Here is a 25,129-nt window from a genome sequence, read left to right as displayed (position 1 = left end):
TATCCTTAATCAGGTTATTTAATGCGATCCCACGGAATCAAGTTTTCCACTAACAATGCAATCAAGATGCCCATCAACAAGCCATTGCTGACTAAAGGACGAATGAGGACAGGCATAGCTTGAAGAAATGAGGTCGGTATACTCATAAAGAAAACACCGAAAAATAAGGGAATAGCCAGGCGATATATGTTTCTGGCATTCAGCGACATCTGTTTGATAAACAGAACGGCTGAATAGAGTAGTGGTAAGTAGGACACCAGCATGACTGCGCTACTGATAGTCAATGGGATGCTACAGAAAATGCGGGTCAACCAAGCAAATGAACCCATCGTCAGAAATAGCAGGCAACCGATGATGAAAGAACGTAAGCGGCTGTCCTGAGTTTGTGTCAGTAGACCAATTGACGAGACAAAAGGTGAAAATGGCACAATTCCTAAGGGTGCAGCGCCCATAGTCATCAACCCGGACACGATAAAACTACGACGATACATCGCCGTTTCTGACTGCTCATTCGGATAGAATTGGTCGGTACCGCGAATTGCACCAAAATTATTGGAGATATTTACCACCCCGGTCAGTACCGTGGTGATGATAATTCCTGGGTGTAGGTTGCCGGGTTCGCCAAGAGGAAACAGCAGCCAGCCTTGTCCATCAGGAATAAATACTGTAGGTGTAAAGAACAGCAAATACAGTGCCCAACCCACCATGGTGCCAATCAATAAGGTATATTTGCCGAGTTTGGGGGGGAGTAACACGATCATCACTACCATCAGCATCATGACCCCCAGCGCCAATGAAAAAGTGGCGGGATTGATAGTCACGGGGCCGCTGTAAATACCAAATGGCATACCTAGCATGCCTTTCATAAATACATTAATCAGTTGCGCGCCGAGTAAAAACATAAACACAGCCATCACGCCGGGGCGAAACCATGAGGCCAAACGATGCCCTAATCCACTGATACCAATGATAATAGTCACCACGCCTGAAATCATAATACCCACAGCCAGATTGCCACCAATCTCTACCAACGAAGTCCCGTTAGCTGACTCACCCAATGTTAGGGTTAAAATAGTTATCCACCATAGCCCGGTTGGACCTTCCATAATTGCACGCCGGTGGCCCCACAATGCCTGACTCAGGCAGGCAATCGCGGTAACAATAAAGGTGTACTGGGTAATGCAGAAAGTTGTTTCAGGTGATAAATTGAAAGCCGATTGCAATGTAGGTGGTACAACTACAGTGTTACAAAAAATAAAGAAGAACCACTGAAAACCAGACAGCCAATGGCCACGTTCTCGTTCATCTGAGCGCATGAAAACACTATCCTTATAAAACGACATAACTAATCGCCCCCAAAATATTAGGGGCGATTAGCGGGGAGATTATTGCTGGTGTTTCAGAATAAATTTCCCGGTAGGAGACGTCGATACACCGGTTTCAATATCGTAAATCACTTTGCCGCGTAAGATAGTTTTCGCTACTCGTGCATTGATTTTACGGCCAATGTAAGGGCTGACCTTATGACGGTACTCAAGATCTTCTGCCTGCAGGGTATAGCTGCTATTGGGCTGAATAAATACCAGATCGGCATCTTTCCCTGGGGCAATACGCCCTTTGTGCTTCAGACCGAAAATATCCGCCGCGTTGGTGGCCATCAGCTTGGCGAAAGTGGTTAATGGCAGTCCGCGTTTTTGCACCGCTTCGTCATACATGATGTCGACACAGTTTTGTAATCCGGCAATACCACCCCATGCCTGCATAATGTTACCGGCTTTCATATCTGGCGGGCACGGTGAATGGTCGGAGACCAAACAGTCAATCTCGCCATTGAAGAGCTTATCCCATAGCCCGCGCTGATTTTCTGCATCACGAATAGGTGGCGAGCATTTCGCCAATGTGCCAATTTTTTCGAACTGGTCAGTATCCAATACAAAGTAGTGAGGGCAAGACTCACAGGTGACCTGCTGGCCTTCCTGACGAGCACGAGTAACCTCTGCCACCCCTTCCGGGCTACTGATGTGGCAAATATGTAAACGACAACCTGCTACTTTTGCCAGATACAACACGCGGCGAATGGCTTCTACTTCAGTGAATACAGGCCGTGATGCGACATAATCATGTGCCGTTACTTTGCCAGCAGCCTTGGCTTCCCTACCGAGTTCATCGCAGATCAATGCGTTTTCTGCATGCACCGCGACCAGTTGATCCAACTTCGCCAGTGTTTGTAATCCTCTGAAATATTCGAAGTCGTTCACATCACGAAAGTCGTTGCTGACACTGCGATCGCCACAGGTAGCCACAAAACATTTAAACGCCACAACACCCACTTCATCCAGTTCGTGCAAACGGTCAAGGTTATAGGACACTAACCCACCGAACTGCGCGGCATCGATAGTTAACTTGCCTTCGGCGGCAGAAAACTTCATTTCTATCGTGGCGCGATCTACTGTCGCCGGTAACTGATTGAGCGGCATTTCGACCATGGTTGTGATGCCACCTTTGGCCGATGCGCGGGTCCCCGTTTCATAGCCTTCCCAATGTGTGCGACCGGGTTCAGACATATGCGAGTGAGCATCTATCATCCCTGGTGCAACGACCATACCGCTGGCGTCAATAACGTCGCGACTCCCTGTTAACCCCGAGCCAATAGCCGCAATCTTGCCATCTTTAATAGCAATGTCGGTTACTAATGCTTCACTTTCTAATACTACGGTTCCGTTTTTAATAATCATATCGAAAGACATAGTAATTCTCCTAGGTAAGGTAAGATATTATTTTCATTTACTTACAATAACGGTTATTTCCATCAGGCATATTCGGTTTTATTGGCGATAGTTCTGCGTTTAATTAAAACATAGAGTACGAACGCAGTAATAACGCCAACAAACCAAGAAATGCGTGATAATGGTTCTAACAGTGGGATAAACTTCCCGCCCAGAGACAGAATGACGGAAATCAATGTCACGACAAACGCTGTAGTATTGAACCCATTATCGTAATATTTATAATTCCCATCTTCGGTATACAGCGTATCCAGATCGATATCCCGACGCATAATAACAAAATAATGCGCCATCATTACACCAATAACAGGGCCAAGAATACCGCCAATAACATCCAGGAATAAATAAATACTTTCCTGATTCTCCATTAATTTCCACGGACAAATAATAAGGCTAATCAGACTGGCAATAATAACGCCATTTTTATAGGTCAGTTTTTTAGGTGCAATTGCCGCAATCTGATAACCTGCTGGAATAATATTACCTGTAGCATTAGTTGAGATTGTCGTCATTAATATCACCAGTACAGCAAACACAGAAGCAAAAAGACTGTCCCATTTTTGCACGATATCCAGCACATTCCAGGTATCCACACCATAGTGAATACTGGCTCCAGCCAGAATACATACGCTTGCCACGGCAAACAGGATATAAGCCACGACCAATCCGGCCGTTTGCCCGAATGCCTGTTGACGGAAGCTACTGGCATTCTGTGTGAAATCAGATGCACTCACTGCTGGTGCAGCCCAAACGGCTACCACCGCATTAATTACCACCAGGAACATAAAACCACTGTGCTCAGCCATCACAACGTTCGCAGGGACATAACTGATAATATTATCGAAACCCGCCAGTGATATGGCCCATATTGCCATCCCGCCGAAGACGATATAAATGCAGGGATTCAGCACGGCGGTAAACTTATTCAAAATACTACCACCACCCAAACCAATCGCGACATTGACAGCCCAAAAGATAATGAAAGCAATCAGCCCTGGTAGCGACAAACCTAGAATATTGAAATCCCCGCCTAAGGTAAGGAATTCTGGCCACAATTTGCCAATTAAGATCAGAAAGGCCAGAGAGCCGGCATAACATTGCAGGCCAAACCACATAATAGCCGCCACGCACCCCCTCAATATTCCTGGGAATAATGCACCACGAACACCATAAGAAGCGCGCAGGATCATAGCGAATGGGATACCATATTTTGAGCCCGCAGCGCCGTTCATAACCATAACAAATGCAATTATCAATGCACTTAAAATAATTGCAGCCATAATGCTCACAGTAGAGAGGCCAAGAATGAAGAACCCGCCTACCGCGACGTAATTAGGAACGTTATGTACCGATCCCATCCATAATGTAAAATAATTAAACGCCCGCCAGTTCTTTTTATCTTTTGTTTTAGGAAGCAGATCTTCTGGATACCCTCTACTGCGATATACTTCCCTTTTATTTTCCTCTATATCATTCATTTTTAATATCCATTTTAAATAAGCTATGTAAATATTTATTATTAATAGCCATATAAAATCATGTAGGGGACATGCGTACCCAGCCGGATTTGAAAAGTAAAAATATTGGTTATTAATAATGCTTTTTATTTTCCACTACTGTATTTACTTTTGACATGCAGCCAAGAGGATAGAGGAGTCTGGCATGTCAATTACGGCGATACTTTCAATAACTCACTTTTAAAAAATATTAATTAATCTAATATATCCTCCATTCTTTATTCTGACTCTTGCCTTACCAATATGGTTGGTGCCAGGCAAGAGTCAGATATTAATTAACCCGCAACTTTATGGTTCGCCATCAGTTCTAATGCTTGTACAAGTGCAGAATGATCCAGATCCTTGGCACCATTAGCAGCACACAAATTGAATAACTCCTGACAAGTCGCAGTATTCGGCAAGCTTAGTGATAATGCTTTGGCTCCTTGTAGCGCTAGATTCAGGTCTTTTTGGTGCAGAGAAATACGAAAACCGGGAGCAAAGGTACGTTTAATCATTCGCTCGCCATGTACTTCCAAAATACGCGAAGCAGCAAATCCCCCCATCAATGCCTCACGCACTCGTGCCGGATCGGCCCCCGCTTTCGCAGCAAAAACCAATGCCTCAGAAACGGCTTCAATAGTCAGTGCAACAATGATTTGATTAGCGACTTTGCATGTCTGACCATCACCATTACCACCAACTAAGGTAATGTTTTTACCCATCAGCATCAGCAGCGGCTTCACACGTTCAAAAGTCGCCTCATCGCCACCAACCATGATAGTTAAGGTACCCTGCTGAGCGCCCACCTCACCACCAGAAACCGGTGCATCCAGATAAGAGGCTCCAAGGGTGTTGACTCGTTGGGCAAAAGCTTTGGTTTCTAATGGCGCAATCGAACTCATGTCCACCAGTACCTTCCCCTTCAACTGGCCTTCGGCGCAGCCGTTAGGACCAAATAATACCTCTTCAACTTGAGGCGTATCTGGCACCATAATGAAGATTATCTCAGCTTGATCGACCACTTGCTTGGGTGTAGCACAGGGAATCGCACCCTGATCCAACAATGACGCTGGCACTTCACTTAGGGTATTGGCATACAACTGATGGCCACCGGCGATCAATTTTTCCGCCATAGGTGTTCCCATAATGCCAAGACCGATAAATCCTACTTTCATGTTAACTCCCTCAGTGTTGATATTTTTTCACCCAAGACAAACCCGCTACCGTTGTTGTGGCTGGTTTATATTCACAGCCGATCCAACCGCTATAGCCCATGTTGTCCAGTGCGTTGAAAATAACATCGTAATTTATTTCACCCGTACCCGGCTCATTACGCCCTGGATTATCAGCAACCTGAATATGGGCAATTTTGTCCTGTAATCTTTGCATGGTTTGAATCAATTCCCCTTCCATGCGCTGCATATGGTAAATATCATATTGCAAATAAAGATTCGGGCTGCCGACACGAGTCATTAACTCCAGTGCTTGATGGGTATTCTTTAAATAAAACGCCGGCATGTCATACTTGTTGATAGGTTCAACCAGTAAACGGATATTTTCTTTAGCCATTTCCTTAGCTGCATAGCTAAGGTTAGTTACCACCAGCGAATCCGTTATGTCTGCATCAACCCGGCTATCAGGGTTACCAATCAAGCAGTTGATTTGCTGACAACCGAGCGCTCTGGCATATTCGATCGCTAACCCAACACCATCACGGAATTCAGCCTCTCTTCCTGGCAAGCAGGCGATACCACGTTCACCGGCTTCCCAGTTCCCGGCAGGTAAATTATGAAGTACCTGCACTAACTGATTTTCCGCCAGTTCATTACGCAACGTATCGATGGCATAGCCATAGGGGAACATATACTCAACAGCACTAAACCCTTGCTGGCGAGCAGCTCGGAAGCGTTGAATAAAATCAACCTCATTGAATAACATAGATAAGTTTGCCGAAAATTTAGGCATCGTATTTCTCCTCAACGGTAATCAAAATGCGCAATTGCCGTGGGCGCATCTTCAGGCGTCTGAGCAACAGGTTCGAATTCATTGACGTTATCCAACTCCGTCCCCATTGAAATGTTGGTCACACGCTCAAGGATAATTTCAACCACAACCGGTACACGGTGTAGACGCATTAACTCCTGCGCTTGTACGAATGCCGGGGCGATATCTTCAGGCTTAAATACACGGATCGCTTTACAACCCAGACCTTCAACCACTTTCACGTGATCGACGCCATATTCACCGATTTCTTGATTATTAATATTTTCAAATGACAACTGGACGCAATAATCCATATCGAATCCACGTTGTGATTGGCGAATTAATCCGAGGTAAGCGTTATTCACCAATACGTGGATATACGGCAGCTTAAACTGAGCACCCACTGCCAATTCTTCGATCATGAATTGGAAATCGTAATCGCCTGATAGCGCCACAACTTTGCGTTGAGGATCTGCGGCACAAACACCCAGAGCCGAAGGAATAGTCCAGCCTAATGGCCCAGCTTGCCCGGCGTTAATCCAATGCCGTGGTTTAAACACATGCAGCATTTGCGCCGCAGCAATTTGCGACAGGCCAATGGTCGTGACATAGCAAGTATCCCGGCCAAAAATACGATTCATCTCCTCGTATACCCGTTGCGGTTTAACCGGCACATTGTCAAAGTGAGTCTTACGCAGCATGGTTTTTTTGCGGTGCAAGCACGTCGCTCCCCATTCGTCCCAATTTGGCAATGTTCCCAGACTAAAGCGCTTACGTGCACTATCTACCAACATTTGTAACGCCACTTTGGCATCAGAAACGATCCCCAAATCCGGGCAAATCACTCGGCCTAATTGCGTCGGTTCGATATCAATGTGGATGACTTTTCGACCCTCAGTGTATTTATCCACCGAGCCGGTATGCCGATTTGCCCAGCGATTACCAATACCGAATACCAAGTCGGAATCTAATAAATTAGCATTGCCATAACGGTGAGAAGTTTGTAGGCCAGCCATACCTGCCATCAACGGGTGATCATCTGGGATTGCTCCCCATCCCATCAGGGTAGGGATCACAGGAACATTACAGATTTCGGCTAATTGCTGGAGCAAATCAGCCGCGTCGGCATTATGAATGCCCCCCCCCGCAATAATCAGCGGCTTCTTGGCAGCACATAGCATATCCAGAGCTTTGTCGATCTGGGCCTGAGTTGCCGCAGGTTTATACGCCGGCAGTGAGGCATAGGTATCAGGATCAAACTCAATCTCTGCCATCTGTACATCGTAAGGTAGGTCCACCAGCACTGGACCAGGGCGGCCTGAACGCATCAAGTGGAATGCTTGTTGCAATACACGTGGCACCAGTGCGGGTTCCAGTACGGTAACCGCCATTTTAGTCACCGGCTTAGCAATAGACTCTATATCTACCGCCTGGAAATCTTCCTTATGGAGCCTTGCCCGCGGTGCCTGGCCGGTAATACAGAGAATTGGAATGGAGTCCGCAGAAGCGGAATACAGGGCAGTAATCATGTCGGTACCCGCCGGGCCAGACGTCCCCAGACATACCCCTATATTACCCGCTTTGGCGCGAGTATAGCCTTCAGCCATATGAGACGCGCCCTCTACATGCCGAGCCAAGAAATGTTTGATCTTCCCGTGCTTTCGCATCGCGTTGTAGAAGGGATTAATTGCCGCACCCGGCACACCAAAAGCAGTATCTACCCCTTCTTTCTCAAGAACATACATAGCTGCATCCACGGCCCGCATAATCGTCATTTTTACTCTCCAATTTTTATGGAAAAATTTTCCAACTTAAAATTAAATCTAAAAAATCCCGTTTGAATAAACGGGACTTTTACATCAGTTTTTCAGATTTCAGAGTAGGAAGAGGAAAACGGAGAGCCTGTAGCACTAAGCCTTCTTGCGTGACTCTCCGAGAGCGGCACTGATGTCGTTAGCAACATCGCGTACTAGCTCACCTAACTCCGTAAATCTATTCTCACTCATCCGCGAACTTGGCCCTGAAATTGAAATGGCCGCAATCACATCGTTGTTACGATCAAAGATTGCTGAAGCGACACAGTTCAGCCCTAAAGCATGCTCTTCATCATCAACGGTATACCCATTCCCACGCGCCAATAGCAGATCTTTTTCCAACATATTCAGGCTAGTAATCGTTTTGGGCGTATAAGACTGCAAGCCCGCATTCACAATAAGATCCAGCCGTTCATCTTCCGCTAGCGGATACAATAGTGCCTTACCAGCGCCGGAGGCATGCAGTGGTAGGCGACTCCCTAGTGGAGCACACATTCGCACCATCGCCTGGCATTCGCACTGCCGAATAAGTACTGCATCCATATTATTACGGATCGCCAAATTAGCGGTTTCACCTGATAAGCGCATCAGGCGTCGCATGTACGGCCCGGCTATTGACACCACATCAAGGTCATTCATATAAGCTGATCCGACAGTGAAAGACTGAATGCCAATGTGCCACCAACCAAGCTGCGGATCTTGAAATACGAACTCCGACTTCTCAAGAACCTTCAATAACCTGAATGTGGTCGAAAGCGGTAGCGCCAGTTTGTCAGACAAGATGGAAACGGTCGCACTACCACCCGAGATTGCCAGATACTGCAAAATTTCAAGCCCCCGATCCAATGCTTGTGCTCCTTTAGTAGCACTGGTATCAGCTTGCAACGGCCTGCCCTTTCTGCGTAATTCAGTCATTCCTAACATCCTTCATCATGCAGCTTACGATTTAATCCTCCTTATAATAATCATGGTCAGACATTTCCTACTAGCGTTATTAGCCTGTATTCCCAATTATCTGGTTATATCGCTCAAATAGTAGAACTGATACAACCTAAAATATAATCCGATACGGTTCAGGTAATTGCCCAACGATACAGTTATCTGCTCCACCGCGATCTATCGTTAGAAAATCAGTTACTTTTTCATAGGCAAATAACGGATGATGCCAAACATTACAGTGATAACTCACGCCTTGCCGCCCATTAGTAATAAAAGCACGCAGACTATTGAGTGGAATCTCATCTCCGCCTAGTGCGACAATAGTAATAAAGCGTTCCCCGTTCATCGGTATAAAAGCCTGTGATGACAGCGGGTGTTTTTCCAACACGGAAAAGATCAGCGGCATCTCACAGGGTTGTGAGCGATTAATACTGACCAATACCCTCCGTCCATCAGTGACTTCTACTTTGGCCAAATCATGATATCGTTCGGTCTTACCATTATTAATATGAAAAAAATCATTGCCTTCGACCTGTATCACATCACCATAAGGTGCAAATGCTTCAGCCGTCAGTTGTTCTAATCTTAACTCCATGCTTACCCCATTCTTAATTCTTAGTTACTCAACCAGACTGAGCCAATTCAATTTCTGTCTTCAATGCAGATACCTTAATCAAGCCACAATATATTTTCTAGTTAATTTTTGGAAAAATTTTCCAAGACAAGATCAAACGCACATTTTCTGTAGGGGAATAAAATAAAATACAATTAAATCAATAGATAGGTAAGATAAGAAAAAAAGACAAGTAAGCAAACAATCAGTTAACAACTTTTAAACGATTCGTTTTTTTAACGGTAAAAACCTATTCAGAATGTCGTGCTCACACGCTGCTAGTTATATTAAACAAGAGGAAGTCCATGCTAGATCAAGAAACTATCCGCTCATTTATCGAAGTAGCTGAATGTCAAAGTTTTTCTCGTGCGGCTGAAAAGCTACATAAAACAACGGCGACCATTAGCTACCGCATAAAAACGTTAGAAGATAGTATCGGTACGCAACTGTTTATCCGCACTACTCGCAGCGTAAACCTGACACCTGCCGGAGAATATTTGCTAGAACGTTGCCGTCAGTGGCACGATTGGTTGGGTTCAATGCCTGATGAACTACGCCAGATAAGCCAAGGTGCAGAGCATCGGGTGAACATTGTTATTAACAATCTACTGTACGACCCTATCGTAGTCGCTGACCTGCTAGGTCATTTGAAAGCACAGTACCCTTTTACCCAATTCCATATATCTCGTCAGGTATTCATGGGAGTGTGGGATGCGTTGCTGAATGAAGATTGCCATTTAGCGATCGGGGCTAACGGTAGTGAAGCATTGGAAAACACAATTAATGTGCTGCCAATCGGTAAAATAGATTGGATATTTGCTATTGCCCCCCACCATCCACTCGCTAATGCAACACAACCGCTGCCCGATGGGTTGTTGCGACAATATCCAGCAATCAACGTGCAGGACACTGCACGCCATTTAGCAAAACGTATTGCCTGGAAGCTCGCTGGCCAACAGGAAATTGTTGTCCCTGACATGCGTTGCAAACTGGCATGTCAACTACGAGGAACGGGGATTGGATTCCTGCCGCTAAGTATTTGCCAGCAGTATCTTGCTAATGGGCAACTGATACAAAAACAGGTGTACCATGAGCGCCAGCCATCAATACTGTCACTGGCATGGTCCTCCCATCGATGTGGTGAGGTTGTAAAAAGTATCATTGCACTATTCCAGGCACAGGACGAATTAGTCACCGGCTTCACCCCGAACATATATTCGCTATACCCTCAAAAATAAACAGACTTAATAGGCCCAGTGAAACCGAAAAAGTAAAACAGATCCTCCTTTTTCGGCTAATTAGACTCACTCGCAGGCGATGATGCTAAGTCTCGCCCCCTACAGAAGAGAGTCTATCTCTGTAGGTAATTAACCCTTTCAGCCTTCAGGCTACGGGCTACGGGCTACGGGAAAAATTTTCTGTCATTCCATTAAAAATTCGCCGCAAGTTTGATTCCTACCATTTTTCTTTGCCTGGTACAGTTGTGAATCGGCTTGCAGCAGCAAATCCTCAGGCGCGCAGGTGCTGTTAGTCTCTTTGCAACAGACCCCCAAGCTAATACTGACAAAGGGATAAACAGTGGAACCAGCATGAAGAATTTTCTGCTCAAGAATTTGCAATCTGATAGTTTCCGCAAGCTCCATTGCGCCAGCTAACTCAGTGTCAGGGAGCAAACAGACAAATTCTTCGCCGCCGTAGCGGGCCACCAGATCAGCAGGGCGTCGAAGAGCATCCCGGATAACTTTTGCAATATTCCGCAAGCAATCATCTCCGCCCTGATGTCCATATAAGTCATTATATTTTTTGAAAAAATCGACATCAATCATGATCATACTAAGTGGAGTTTGGTTACGATTTGAGAGTTTCCACTCCAGATCTAACTGCTTATCAAAGTAACGCCGGTTATGTACTTCGGTTAACCCATCTAAATAAACTAATTGGCGTAATAGGTCAGATTGAGCTTTAAGCAATAAGTGTGTTTTCACTCTAGCCCGAACAGTGTTCCTGTTAATAGGTTTGCTGATAAAATCCACAGCACCTTCGCTAAAGCAGCGAGTTTCGGTTTCTTCATCAATATGCGCAGTGACAAAGATAACCGGAATATCCTGAGTGTCTGGCGATGCCTTGAGTCTGGCACAAACCTCAAAACCACTCATACCGGGCATTTCGATATCCAATAGAATCAGATCTGGATGCTGACTGATACAGACGTCGAGTGCCTGTTTACCATTGGTAGCCATACACACATGATAATCGGAAGAGAATGCTTGATAGAGCATCTGAATATTTATCGGATGATCATCAACAATAAGGATCTTAGGCTTCCCCGCGCCGGGTAAACTCAAGGTCAAATCTTGGGAAAAAGAATGGATTATAGTCATATCTTCTTATCTCGCTGAGTAGGAAGATTCACCATCAAGGTTTGGCATAACTTGATAGCGTTGGCAAAATCTAGTTGGCTTATTGCATCATTAAGGGGAGATAATTGTCCATGAAGTTGCTTATCAACCGTCATCATTAATTTATTCATCACCTCTAACGCGGCCATATCTGAATTTTGTAATAGCAATATCAAACGATTTATTTCTAACTCAATAGATTGAATATCAAATGCCTCTACCGCGACATTATTAGCGTTATCATTCGATAGCATTGGAGTTAATACCATTAACCCTGATTGTATAACAGATACTCTACTTCGCATCTCGCTCAATAATTGATTAATCGTATCTGGCGTAGGTACCGCACCCTGGCTAAATAACTTCTCCCCCTGCCCCGCACTCAACGAGAGTTCCGTTGCCCCCAGTTGCGCAGCAAGTCCCTTGATAGTATGTAGCAGACGAGATGCCGACATAAAATCGCCTTCAGTCAATAATGTCTCCAACTGGGTAGGGAAATTAGCCAAATCATCACTGAGCAGTGATAACATTTTTTGGTATAATTTTATATCGCCCCCTAATCGATTCAGGGCGGAATCCACATCAATGCCTGCCGTTGCCGCAATATTTTTTAATTCAGCAGATAACAAGCAAGGGGTTATATGGCTAACCGTGGCAACAACATCGGTTTTTCCACTGTATTTTCGTATAACCTGAATTAGATTGTTCAAATCAAAAGGCTTACCAATATGGTCATTCATACCAGCAGCAAGGCAGGCATCGCGATCAGAAGCCATCGCGTTGGCTGTCATAGCGATAATCGGTAAATTCTTTAATCCGAGACTTTTCCGAATATATTTCGTCGCATTGTAGCCATCCATCACCGGCATTTGTAAATCCATCAATACCAGATCAAATAAAGACGGATGATGTTCTAATATCTCAATCGCCTCTTTGCCATGATTGGCAATTCTGACATCAGCCCCCTCATCCTCAAGTAACTCACGGGCTATTTGCTGATTATTCAAGTTATCTTCGACAATTAATAGTCTTATACCAGACAGTCGATGTGACGGTTCAGTTATTACCTGTTTCGTAATATCAGGTTGTTTACGCTCACTTAATGCATCGATCACTGAATCCAACAACATCGATGCCGTGATAGGTTTAACCAGATAACCGTCCAGTAATGCCTGATCTTCTTCGCTGCGTTGTAATAACATTTCACGATCATGGGCGGTTATCATGACAATCATAGGACCGTTGTCTACTGGCATCAGTTCACGCACATATTTGCTGGTCTGCCAACCATCTAAGCCAGGCATTTGCCAGTCAATAAATAGCGCCCCGTAGGTAATACCACTATCATGCTGCTGTCTCATCAGTTGCAGTGCTTCATTACCACTGGTTGCTACATCAACGGTCCATTTTAGCGACTCCCCCATTCGTTTGATCAGGTCACAGGCCGTCGGATTATCATCAACAACCAAGACACGCAAATTGTTCAACGCCTGCGCTCTGGCTGCCAGAGTATCGGGTCTTTCATTATTAATAACCAAATTGGTATAAGAAGGCAGAGACAGCGTTATGGTGAAATGAAATAGACTCCCCTGACCAGGTTGACTTTCTAAGGCTAGCGTCCCACCCATCAATGCAACAAAGCGCTGGCTTATTACTAGCCCTAATCCTGTGCCACCAAATCGGCGCGTTGTAGAGGCTTCTGCTTGTGTAAAACCACTAAAAATACTTTCCTGGTTCTCTGGTGCGATGCCAATCCCGGTATCGCGCACCCCAAAATGTAACGTCACATGATGGCTATCCTGCGTGATAACCTTGATGAAAAGCACTACTTCACCAAGTTCGGTGAACTTCAGCGCGTTGCCACCTAGATTAGTTAATATCTGCTGAAGCCGCATGCTATCTCCTTCAACAAACTGAGGGAGTGCTGGGTCAATATCAAACAAGACCTCAACCTTTTTAACCTTCAGATTGCTTGATAAAATAACCGCTAGGTCACGCAGCATCACATGAATATCAAAGGGGATACATTCCAGTTCCATTTTACCGGATTCGATTTTGGAGAAGTCCAGGATATCATTCAGCAAACGCAACAAGGTACGAGTGGCCGCTTCACTTTTAACGGCATAATCAGCTTGCTTCCTGTCAAGACCCGTTCTGCGCAATAATGTCAGCATACCAAGGATGGCATTCATCGGGGTCCGAAGCTCATGGCTCATATTAGCCAGAAATGCAGATTTGGCCTTATTGGCTTCTTCAGCAGCTTCTCTTGCTGTTTTCAGGATATTCTCAGCCTCACGTTGTTGCGTAATATCCCGATTAATCCCCATCATCAACATTGCTTTGCCACTTTCATCCCGTTCAACTGTGCCAGTCGATTGAATAAAGTGGACTTGGTTTCTCACCACAATACGGAAAATCTGACGATAGACACTTTCATTTTCCAGCGCGACTTTTATCGCACGTTTAACCTCGGGGATATCCTCTGGATGCACAAGGCTATACCAATACGCCAACGGGATAGGGGCATTATGTAATTCCTCAGGGACTCCATAGATATCATTCATTCGATCATCGAAAGAAAGTGTGCCTTCTGGAATGTTCCAAGTCCAAATCCCTAACTCAGCAACATCTGCCGCTCTGACTAATTGATTGCGAGCGATAATCAGATTGGCTTGTTGATTTTTATTCGCTGTAATATCAACTTGGATGGAAATATATCGTTCAATCTGGCCAGTACTATTGTTAAACGGAGCAATCGTTGTATCGACCCAATATAAAGAGCCATCTTTAGCCTTATTACAGATCTCCCCGCGCCACGAGATCCCATTAGCAATGTCATTCCACATCGATTGCCAAAAAGCAGTCGAATGTGTATGAGAATCAACTAAGCGATAAGTCTGCCCAGTAAGTTCTTCACGACTGTAACCACTGATAGTACAAAATGCGTCATTAACATCTGTGATTATCCCATCCCGGTCTGCGGTAGAGATAATACCGTGTAAATTAAGCGTACTGAGTAAGGCATTATTTTCACGTAATGCTACTTCAAGACGTTGATAAGTCGCTTTACGCTCACTGATATCTGACTCAATCGCCATAAAGCCGATGGGTTCATTCTTATCGTTATAGCGAGGTTGAATCTCCAGCTCAATCCAATACTCTCTACCTGACTTTGTGCGATTGACTATTTCGCCCTTAAATGACTCTCCAGCATCTAATGCAATTCTCATCGCCCTTGCTACGCCTTGGTCTGTATTACTGCATTGCAGTAATTTCCCCGGCGACTTGCCGAATGCCTCGGCTAGACTGTATCCGGTAATCCGTTCAAAACCCTCGTTAACCCAGACAATATTACGCTTTATATCAGTAATAACGACGGCGTTAGAGGTGTTCTTTGCCACTAAAGCCAAACGTTCAAGATCTGCGGTCATATTCCGAGCCAGCATCTCTGCCCGATTACGCCCACTGACTTGCTGGCGAAGAAGTAAAGCCAATGCCGAACTTAGCAAAAAACCAAATGCAAATAACAGCCAGGGGACATAACGCTCTATCTGTGCCTCAAACGCTGGCGTACTACTGATTCGTAATGTCATATCACGACCGGGCAGTCGCAATACACTGCTGCTATGGAATATCCTCGCAGATATTATTTCATCGCTATGCTCTTTTACAGGGGCTAAGCTGGCGGATTTGCTACCATCCGCATCAAAAATTAAGTTTTTATCAGACAAATCATGAAGGCTATCGAACAATTCAACATCCACTCGCCCATTCATAAACTCGGGAATATCACTCAATAGATCAGCAATCACAATAGGTGAATACAGCAAACCAACCAATGATGCCCGCCGTTCAGCAGGTGTCATTGGATTAGTACCCGACTTATAAACTGGGACAAAAAGTAATACGCCGGGAGTTTTAACGTTAGACTGAACCAGATGAATAGTGCCTGAAAGCGTGGGTTTCCCGCTGTTTATTGCCAATAATGCGGCTTCTCGCCTGACCGATTCAGAACCAATATCCAGCCCTTCTGCACCCTGGTTTTTTTCTGTCGGCGCAACATATTTGATAATATACAAGTCATCATGTTGCTTATCCTGAAGTTGTCGCAAAGAAAACGTCGGCGCACCGTCAGCCCGGGTATTCGCTATAAATGCATTCAACTGACTGCGCGGTACTCGCTCAATAAAACCAAACCCGCGCACGCCAGGAAATTCCACCGGCAAATTACGCGAGGCCACATAGGCATAAAATTGTTCACGCGTTAAATTATTGTTGGCCGCATAAGTCCCTTTTGCACCATTCAGTCCATATATGGGTAAATTGAAACGCCGAGCAACTTCTCCAGAGACTCGATCGACATTACGTTGAAAATCTATTTTTGCATTGTTTTCAATTTCGCTATAAAGCCACCATGCCCCCGCACCTGAAATAACCAAGCCAATAATGAAAATGAACAGCGGCAGCAAAACATTTTGCTGTAACTTAAATGAAAACCAAGAAGAAGCCGATTGCGGCGTATGGGTATTGAGCGGAGAAGTATTCATATAATATCTATACCCTTATAATCATTATTGGCTAAAGCATAGGATCACAGTGCAACTTAAGATAGTATTGGTCACCATCAAAACTAGCTTACGTCTTTTTTACCCAAAGAAACTGTATCAGTCAGGGCTGAACATAAAGTTGTAGTTCATTATGGCCTAATACCGTTCCCTGCCGGTTGAGAATGTCGCTTATCACCTTTATTGTTTCAGCACTGCGCGGGATAACTTGTAATTCAATCACTTTTAGACCGCTATCCGCCTTCAGATTTATGTCCTGCACCCCCTCAGATAACGTCATACCACTTTGCAATATTTTCCAATGCAACGAAGCCTGCGGATAGTCATGCCAGTTATCATTGATGGCCCATAACCCGATGCGCCCGGTCTGCCCCTGAACCCAATTTTCTGTTTTAGGCTCAATAGAAGGTAAAACGGGTTGGTAAGCTTGCTGCAAGGCAAAATAACCGGGTTTGGGATGACGGAGATAATCAACAATTCCCCAGTTAATTGACGGCCAGTTTTCAGTAAACATAAAGTGAAATAATGCAGCAACCGGTTGGTAACGTTGGCGTCGATAACTCTCTGCGGCGAGTTGGATTAAACTTGCCTGATACTGCTGGCTATTCTTGATGAACGTACTGATATTTGGCCCGCGAGTCACTTTAGCTAACTCAAATGTCTCATGAGGTTGAAAATTATGATATGCCCAGATACGCCAACCTTCATCCGTTTTATCGGTAGTCTTTGGCCATGAGTCCGCAGGTGGAATGAAGTTTTTTAGCGTGGTCAAATCGGGTAAGGCCTGTGCACCAAACTCGCTAATTATTGAGCTGTTTGCCGGTTTAAGGTGGTCACTTTTCTGCCCTGAATACCAACCTTGCCAATAGTGCTCGGCGGTTGATGAGTAAGCATGAATAATGCGGCTATTATCCTGACTAAGCACCTGCGCAACGCTCGCGGTTAACGCTCGGTTGGTATCAGGCCGCCAGTCTGGATAACGATATTGCATCCATGTGGCATCCCAGGGAGGTTCATTGTGCCCAGACCACAACACAATCGCTGGATGGCTACCAAACTGCCGTGTCATATCAGCGGCTTGTCTTGCTGCTTCTTGGGCAAAAGTGGCTGAATTATCATATCCCCATTGCAGCGGGAAATCTTGCCAGAGTAACATCCCCATCTCATCCGCCAGGTCATACAACGCTCGGCCAGCCACGTGGGCATGCACCCTTATGGCATTGATATTGGCCTGCTGCATCATAACTAAATCACGGCGATAATCGGCTGACGTTAAGCTCCCCAGCCACGGGCTACCAATATAGTTAGTCCCTCTAATGAAAAGACGCTTGCCATTGATTAACCAACTTTGCTCTTGGGGATCTGTCGCTATTTGCCGTAAGCCAGTGCGAACATGAGTTACATCCATCATGCCCAAACGGTCTGAGAAACTGACCTCCAGCCGATAAAGATTTTGTTTCCCATGACCAGACGGCCACCACAATGCGGGGTTATCAAGAGCAAAATTAGCGGTGAGCGTTTGTGCATCATGTTGGCTGGCCAGCAGTGAAACACTTTTTTCCAGTTGATAAGATTGCCCGATAAAATTATCAGGTATCAGGCGCAGCAACATAACAACGGAGCGGTTGCGGTTAGCACGATAATCCAAACTCACCTTTAGAATCGGATGTTCAAGCCCCCGTGACCAGTCAGGTACAGCCAGGACATTGTCTATAACCGCGCCACGGCTGATATGTGACGTTACCGGAGCCCAGATACCGCCTGAATTAGCATCCTGTCCGCGATCCGACCACGCTCCACCCGGCCGGGTATCATGATGGTTGAACACGCCCTTAACCAGTTGCTTATGAAACGACCAAACTTTCCCCGGAGTTTCGTAAGGGCTATCTACACGCACCGCCAGCACATTCTCGATTCGAGCTGTATCAGTGATATCAATGCTGAACCGCTGAAAATAACCCTTATGTTGCCCTGCTTGCTGATTGTTGAGCCAAACATCTGTTTGATAGTCGACGCCATCGAATACCAAGGTCGCCATATTATCGGTATCTAAAACCGGTAAAGTAAACTGAGTGCGATACCATAATACACCTTGATGGTCGACGCCCTCACTGTACCAATTAGCGGGCACTTTCAGATGTTGCCACTGGCTGTCATCCAGTGTGTCACGCCAGGCTGCAGAGGCCGGCGGATTGCCATCCCGTATTCGCCACTGACCGGACAAATCCGAAGTAGAGGGTAACTGACCAATAGCAACCGACGAGATAAGTTGTAAAAGAAATCCCAAACTTAAAATTGAAGCTCTGCACCGATAATTAATGTTCATTTCGATGCCACCTCTCGACGGATGACTCTTTCTTGCGGTAGGCATAATTGTGGCCGTGAAAAAACATCGCTCATACGTACTTCAAGATATCCCGCACCAGACTCGGTATTAATTAAGTTTCCCGCCGTTTTATAGAGCAGCGTTTCTAATACCATAGCATTAGTGGTCAGACTAATTGTCTTGTTATACGCACCATTATTTTCATAACGCCCCTCATACCATCCGCGTTGTTCATCACGTTGCATCTGAGTCAACTGCATTAATGCATCGGTATAAGGGCTATTCCACAAGACCCATAAACCAAACACAGCGCGTGTTGATACCAGCGCCAGATCAGGATGAAATTGCCCGTCCTCGCTGATAGTATTCCAATGGTAACCATTAGCGAACACCGTATCGTAAACGTGGTATGGCGCAACTGAGGTGAGATAATCACTACGTGCCGTCAATATATGTTCTTTTTGCCACCGTTGTTCCTGTACCCGATAGACATTATCAATACGTTTTTTTTGCTGTTTAAATGTTGGGGTACTTCTTAATTCCATTGCAGTAAGTAAATAAGGTAAGCTGACCACAACAGAGGGTACATAGGTTGTTCGGGCATCTCTAATATCGAAATCGATGGGTATGTCATAAATAAACGTGGTGTTATAAGGAAGATTAGCTGATATTCCCACAGGAAAACCCCACAGCCCAAACGCGCCAGCGGTATATTCGCTGTAACCTAACACCCCTTCTGGCTTGGCTATAAACTGACCATTAACAGTAACTGATTTCAGCAATTCACCATTGCCATCAATAACCTGGCAGAAATTCCATCGTAATAGAACCTTATCCAGATACTCTGCATATTCAGGATAAAAACGTGCGACAACTTTTAAACCAACCATCAAGCGGCCTATATCTTGTGCGGACCACCCTAACGGTTTTGGCTGGTTAGCATAGTCAATCATCTGTCCGTTGATGGTGCTGTAACGCAGATTTGGCGTTTTCCCCCCCACCAAAGGTAAATGGCTGATCGTTGCCAATAATAGTGATAAGCGCTGATCAAACTCCTGCCGATTGATCAGCCCTAATTGGGCTGCGGCGGTTAATGTGACCAGTGTATCGCCGATTTGCCAGAGATTAACAACTGGATAATTATCCAGCGAATTAACCAACCCAGTCCCCACTTGCGTATTATTAACAAAATAACGCCAGGCTACTTTCGCCCATAATTGCTCAGTATCTGATAACACTCCGCTACGGACAGAATAGGTAACGGCGCTTTGATTAATACTGGCACCGACAGACATACCGCCAATAAACGCAGCACTAAGTATCCCAGCACCTATCATCAAGGCAAGCGCGGAAAACCTCACTGTTTTGCGCATGATGATGTCGCCGTAGCAGGTAATTTAAATATGTTATTACTGGCAGAGTCATCCTGGCATTGGGCACACTGGCAACTCTTACAGTTTGGTGCTTTACGTATCGCGATACCCGTTTGATCACAAAATGCGGCTAAGCTTGGTGTTGCATCAATAAACGGCCGATTTCTTTTACTATTATTATCATCAAAAGCATTAATTAACTGCCGTTCCCACAACGATGGAGTATAATCTTTGTGCCCAGGATCCCCACTGGTGAAACGGAGTATTTTCCCTTCTTTTTTAAATAATAGCGCTTCTAACATGATGCCATTATTATTTGCTGTGAACTCGTTAATTGGCCCTTTACCATTTTCATAGAGACCCTCGTTGAAGCCGACATCCTTAACATTGGCATTTTCTATTGCATCAAATAATCGGTCAGTGTACGGCGAATGCCATAATACCCACATGCCTAGCGCAGCTTTTAATGACACTGCCGCATTTTCAGGGACAAAAACGCCCTGATCGGTAATAGTGTTCCAGTTATAGCCATCGGAAAAAACCGTGTCATAAACAAAGTAAGGGGCGCGATCTAACTGATGTTCTGAACGTGCAGTAAGTATCCCCGTTTCACGGTAGCGGTTTTCCTGTGCCTGATAGACCCGATTGGCGAAGTCTTTCATCCAAGGATGACTATAGGTCCCAGATTTATTAGCTCGATCATTACTGCGATCCCACCCCATCTCAAAGCCATGTAAGATATACGACTCAGTAACTACGTAGTTGTGTTGATTCGTTTTGCGTGCATCCCTAGAGTCATAAGGGACTAATACACAATAAATTTTAGCCAAATCATAAGGTTCAGGGCGTGATGCCTGACAGGTAGAAAAACCCCAAAGTTGGAAACCACTGGCTGCGTATTCTTCATAACCCAGTCGCCCTTCCTGTACATACTGAGGCGCGTTATTTTTATCTAATATCGCCCCATATAACGTACCGCAATCATCTATAACATGTGAAAAATCCCAACCCAAAACCACATTATCAATGCTATTAGCATATTCAGGATAGCGTTCCTTAATAATTTTAAGCCAAATTAACATACGGCCAGTATCGAGAGCTGAAAATCCTATTTCACCGGGTTTGTTCATATAGTTAACTTTTTCTGCGGTGATGGTGTTATAAGCTTTATTGGGTAATTGCCCTTGGAATAGTGCAATATTATTCAGTGTCTTTAAAAACGGTAACATCCGGTGGTCAAACTCTTCCTTATTAATAATACCCAACTCACGTGCCGACACCAGTGCCGCCAAATAAGATGCGCTATCCCACATGGTGGTCGAAGGATAATTATTAACTGCATTAACAAGCCCAGTTGTAGGCTGCAAATTATGGACAAAATATTGCCAGGCATTGACTGCAACCGCCATCTCCCTCGGCGTTAATTCGCCGTGGCGGACGGGATAGGTTTCAGCGGCTAATTTATCACCCGACGATGTGGCACCGGCATGAAAAGACAACATTGCCAATAGTGTCAATATCGAGCATACAACCTTAACGAACAGACTTGACCTTCGCAAAACTGACTGATTTATCATCATACAATCTTCCTACTTCAGTTATTTATTCGTTGTGCCGACTGGCTGTATCGCCTGAGTACAGCCAGCACAAAGTAGTTTTCCACCATTGATAAAAGCCAGACTTTCTAACACTACGCCATTGGTATTGGCATTAAGTGACGTATTTGCCTTATTGCTAGCTTCATAAATACCGCTATACCAACCTTTGCTCGGATCCATCAAACGACTTAATTGATCCCGTGTCTGTTCACTATAAGGTGTGCGCCATAAGGCATACCAACTAAATGCCGACTTGGTTGATAACTGTCGCAATTGATTGACACGTTCACCTTTATCCGTAATAACAGCCCAATCTTCATCAGCATAATGCAGCGTGCTATAAATAAAGTAAGGAGCCTGATCGACATGATCCTCACTGACGGAAGTATATATACCGGTACGTTGAAAACGATTTTCCTGAGCTTTAAAAACCCGCCAGGCTAATTCAGATGAATAGTGATCAAAACCCAATTCTAATCCCGTTAAAATATAGGGTTCGCTGACAATAAATGTATTTGCTCCCTCTTTTTGCGAAATACGATCATCATCAGGTATCAGTACCCCTTCAACTTTAATAAATTTCAGATGCGCCGTGTAATCAAGGGCCAAACTGGCATTAATACCTACAAGTTGCAGGGTCCGAGCAGCATATTGCTCATATCCTATACGCCCTTCCTGATGCAATGAAATGGCCTGCGTTTTATCATCAAGCACCGAGCCTTGTAATTGATCATTGGCCACTAACGCGTCTAAATGCCAACGCGAAATAACATTATTAACCTCAACAGCATGTTGGGGATAATTCCAGACCAATATATTTAATGGCACCATCATGCGGCTAATATCAATAGCCGACCAACCGATCCCTAGAGAACTGGGCTGATTTATGTAATTCACCATAGATAATGTCTGCGTGTTATACGCTTTATTGGGTAATTTACCTTCAAACAGCGGCAGTTTAGCCAATGCACCTAATGCATTACTGATACGACTATCAAACTCATCTTGCTGAATAATGCCAATTCGTTTAGCAGAAATCAGTGCCATAAAATAACTACTGGTATCCCACATTGTCGACGATGGAAATTTATCCACTGAATTCACTAAACCACTCGGCTGTGTATTATTAACAAAATATTGCCATGCTGCTTTAGCCCAAATCATTTCTTCAGGATTCAGTGGCCTTGGACTTGGTATTAATGGTCGTCCAATACTGGTGGCGATATGAACACGGGAATCACCACTATCTTCGGAATTATTCTCGACATACAACACAATAGAAAAAGCGATTAAAATACCAATCACCATCGCCAAATAACTTCTCGCCTTAAGGAGGTTATATTTAAATGACATCAGGAACCCTCCTGTAAATTGGATTCAGCATGTTCAGGTTGCCAAAGTGCCGCTAAAACCATCGGCATCATGGCTGCAATATTAGCTGCCCCCCAAAAGATATTGATTACAAAGCCTGAGGGATCTTTAATGTTTCCTTCTGCTATCTGAATCGCTCCCCAAATCAACCCCAATAAAGTCAGCCCGATAATAGCAAGTTGAGGTTTAACCAAAGATAAAAAGTTGCCCTGTTGGCGTTCTTTGGGCGTCACATGAAATTTGATTTTCTCTCCTCGGAGTACAGTATCCAGTGCTCGTAGATTCATGGAAAATAAAGCAAGAAAAGACGATTTCCCGTCCCACGCAGAGATACCCCAAGTGCCAAACATAAACGCTAATTCAGAGACAATCATGAAGGGTAGAAAATGCAGATAAAAAGGCGATGAGTAAGTCGAAACAGGGGGGATACCCGTGAAGAGATAAATTAGCGGAGCAATCAAGAATACCGTATTCCAGACACACGCAAAATAGGACCAGAAGGTGGTGCCATACATTAATTTTTGTATCGCACTGAGCTTAATCCGTTTACTGGTGAAAAGTCTGTCATGTAAGGCAATATCCATTGAACCTGCTGCATACTTAAATCGCTGAATCATCCAAGTCAGTAAGTCCTGTGGCGAAAGCATTTTTGATTCTATTTCTGGGTGCATGACAGATCGCCATTTACGGCCAGGATCACCATGTAAAACGATAGAGGTATAGATATCTTCTGATACATGAAATTTATACGGCATCACTTCAGTATCATGTATCACATGAGGCAGCATGGCCTGAACCAAATCGGCTTTAGTTTCATTATCGGTTACGTCGCCTGTATAGTGCTCGATCTCATCTTCTATACTGTCTACATAGCGGCGCAATGCAGCTTGCATAATAGCTTCACGACGATGAACAGATGCAGCACCGCAACAAAAAGCAGCATTAGCCCAATTGCGTCTGCGTAAAATGACATCGTAGAACATTTGTGGATCATTAAAAAAAGGATCATGTCCCACCGTAAGTGGGCCAACCAATCTCTCTATCCCTTTACCAATAAAATAGCCTGCTGAACCTAACTTTTGTTTTGCCCACACCGGTAATCGCTTACCCTGCGGTAAATCATAAAACCACTGAGGAGTCTGGACCCAAGCAACATCTACATCACGAAAATAACCCAATGTATGAGTTAATATTGTGGGGAAAACTCGGGTATCTGCATCACAGATAATAATAAAATCACCATCAGTCATATCCAGACCGTGACGAAGATTACCTGCTTTATAACCGATATTATTTTCCCGACTTAAGTAATTAACGCCCTCTTCTTTTGCGACAGCCTCCATTTCACTTCGTTTACCATCATCCAGGACATGAATGCGATAATCCAAAGGGAAAGGATAAGTTACGGCCAGTGCATCCCGAATTGATAAGCGCACCAATTCGACATCTTCATTATAGGTGGCAATAAACAAATCAACTTTTATCTGGCGCCTTTCTTGCGTCTCTTCAGGGGCTATACAGTCATCGATTGTTTCAGGTACTGGAGGGACAGGAATATCTCTAACTTTCCAGAGGTTTATCGTAAATAAAGCAGAACCAATAAAGGCCAGCGTTTCAGCCATTACCAACGGGATGGCATACCAAAGCGCATCGTAATTAAGTGAGTTCATCCAGCGCCAGCGGATATAGTTTGCCCCCAAGATGAGTGCGGCAACCGCCAGGCTTTGCCATAAAAACTCAATAGCCCAATGAGTTTTTAGTGGTAATGGTGGTTTCCTGTTTTCAAACGAAGAGAAATAAAAAGCCATTATCACAACCTCAGCCAATCCATGAAAATAAGTGAGATAAATCAGCCCATTTTAG

The 25,129-nt window shown here is 44.6% G+C and carries 16 protein-coding genes; 1 reads left to right on the top strand and 15 read right to left on the bottom strand.

The annotated features are described in order from the left end of the window. Positions 1-14: 14 nt before the first annotated feature. The 8 genes from A6J67_RS12350 to A6J67_RS12315 all read right to left on the bottom strand — a co-directional run bounded on the left by A6J67_RS12350 (position 15) and on the right by A6J67_RS12315 (position 9,616). Positions 15-1,316, bottom strand: a complete 1,302-nt coding sequence (locus tag A6J67_RS12350) for a uracil/xanthine transporter (RefSeq protein ID WP_005184517.1) — start codon at positions 1,314-1,316, stop codon at positions 15-17. Positions 1,317-1,385: 69 nt separating this feature from the next. Further along, positions 1,386-2,747 carry an allantoinase AllB gene (gene allB, locus A6J67_RS12345; protein WP_042568193.1) on the bottom strand — a complete coding sequence of 454 codons (1,362 nt, stop codon included), beginning with the start codon at positions 2,745-2,747 and terminating at the stop codon, positions 1,386-1,388. 62 nt (positions 2,748-2,809) lie between these two features. After that, a complete protein-coding gene (locus A6J67_RS12340; protein WP_005184520.1) occupies positions 2,810-4,264 on the bottom strand; it encodes an allantoin transporter in 1,455 nt (484 codons plus the stop codon). Between the two features lie 314 nt (positions 4,265-4,578). Then, the gene (gene glxR / locus A6J67_RS12335) at positions 4,579-5,460 is read right to left on the bottom strand and encodes a 2-hydroxy-3-oxopropionate reductase (protein WP_005184521.1); all 882 of its coding nucleotides are present in this window, start codon (positions 5,458-5,460) and stop codon (positions 4,579-4,581) included. 10 nt (positions 5,461-5,470) lie between these two features. Further along, a complete protein-coding gene (hyi, locus tag A6J67_RS12330; RefSeq protein WP_032906126.1) occupies positions 5,471-6,250 on the bottom strand; it encodes a hydroxypyruvate isomerase in 780 nt (259 codons plus the stop codon). Between the two features lie 11 nt (positions 6,251-6,261). Further along, positions 6,262-8,043: a glyoxylate carboligase gene (gene gcl, locus A6J67_RS12325; RefSeq protein ID WP_042568194.1), complete on the bottom strand. Its 1,782-nt coding sequence runs from the start codon at positions 8,041-8,043 to the stop codon at positions 6,262-6,264. 135 nt (positions 8,044-8,178) lie between these two features. After that, positions 8,179-8,997 (bottom strand): HTH-type transcriptional repressor AllR, encoded by an 819-nt coding sequence (gene allR / locus A6J67_RS12320; protein ID WP_050297353.1) that lies wholly within the window; start codon positions 8,995-8,997, stop codon positions 8,179-8,181. A 136-nt stretch (positions 8,998-9,133) separates the two neighbouring features. Next, positions 9,134-9,616: an ureidoglycolate lyase gene (locus tag A6J67_RS12315; protein WP_005184525.1), complete on the bottom strand. Its 483-nt coding sequence runs from the start codon at positions 9,614-9,616 to the stop codon at positions 9,134-9,136. A 323-nt stretch (positions 9,617-9,939) separates the two neighbouring features. Between A6J67_RS12315 and allS the strand changes: the two genes are divergently transcribed. Further along, positions 9,940-10,872, top strand: a complete 933-nt coding sequence (gene allS / locus A6J67_RS12310) for an HTH-type transcriptional activator AllS (protein WP_050074724.1) — start codon at positions 9,940-9,942, stop codon at positions 10,870-10,872. Positions 10,873-11,055: 183 nt separating this feature from the next. Here the strand turns inward: allS and A6J67_RS12305 are convergent, their stop codons facing one another. The 7 genes from A6J67_RS12305 to A6J67_RS12275 form a co-directional block, all read right to left on the bottom strand. Continuing rightward, positions 11,056-12,015 carry a diguanylate cyclase gene (locus A6J67_RS12305; protein WP_042568195.1) on the bottom strand — a complete coding sequence of 320 codons (960 nt, stop codon included), beginning with the start codon at positions 12,013-12,015 and terminating at the stop codon, positions 11,056-11,058. Continuing rightward, positions 12,012-16,580 carry a CHASE domain-containing protein gene (locus A6J67_RS12300; protein ID WP_080608181.1) on the bottom strand — a complete coding sequence of 1,523 codons (4,569 nt, stop codon included), beginning with the start codon at positions 16,578-16,580 and terminating at the stop codon, positions 12,012-12,014. The genes A6J67_RS12305 and A6J67_RS12300 overlap by 4 nt, the downstream gene beginning before the upstream one ends. A 121-nt stretch (positions 16,581-16,701) precedes the next feature. Further along, positions 16,702-18,924: a glycoside hydrolase family 2 protein gene (locus A6J67_RS12295; RefSeq protein WP_080608180.1), complete on the bottom strand. Its 2,223-nt coding sequence runs from the start codon at positions 18,922-18,924 to the stop codon at positions 16,702-16,704. Continuing rightward, a complete protein-coding gene (locus tag A6J67_RS12290; protein WP_226967840.1) occupies positions 18,921-20,297 on the bottom strand; it encodes a DUF3131 domain-containing protein in 1,377 nt (458 codons plus the stop codon). The genes A6J67_RS12295 and A6J67_RS12290 overlap by 4 nt, the downstream gene beginning before the upstream one ends. Continuing rightward, positions 20,282-21,799, bottom strand: coding sequence for a DUF3131 domain-containing protein (locus tag A6J67_RS12285; protein WP_105165834.1), 1,518 nt, complete (start codon positions 21,797-21,799; stop codon positions 20,282-20,284). The genes A6J67_RS12290 and A6J67_RS12285 overlap by 16 nt, the downstream gene beginning before the upstream one ends. 96 nt (positions 21,800-21,895) lie before the next feature. After that, positions 21,896-23,248, bottom strand: coding sequence for a DUF3131 domain-containing protein (locus A6J67_RS12280; RefSeq protein ID WP_072088729.1), 1,353 nt, complete (start codon positions 23,246-23,248; stop codon positions 21,896-21,898). Continuing rightward, entirely contained in the window at positions 23,248-25,074 is a 1,827-nt protein-coding gene (locus A6J67_RS12275; protein ID WP_050088713.1) for a glycosyltransferase, read from the bottom strand. Before A6J67_RS12275 ends, A6J67_RS12280 begins: the two co-directional genes overlap by 1 nt. Positions 25,075-25,129 lie beyond the last annotated feature (55 nt).

It is taken from the genome of Yersinia sp. FDAARGOS_228 (genome assembly GCF_002073315.2).
GTDB lineage: Bacteria > Pseudomonadota > Gammaproteobacteria > Enterobacterales > Enterobacteriaceae > Yersinia > Yersinia intermedia.
This window is presented reverse-complemented; position numbering and strand designations above follow the sequence as displayed.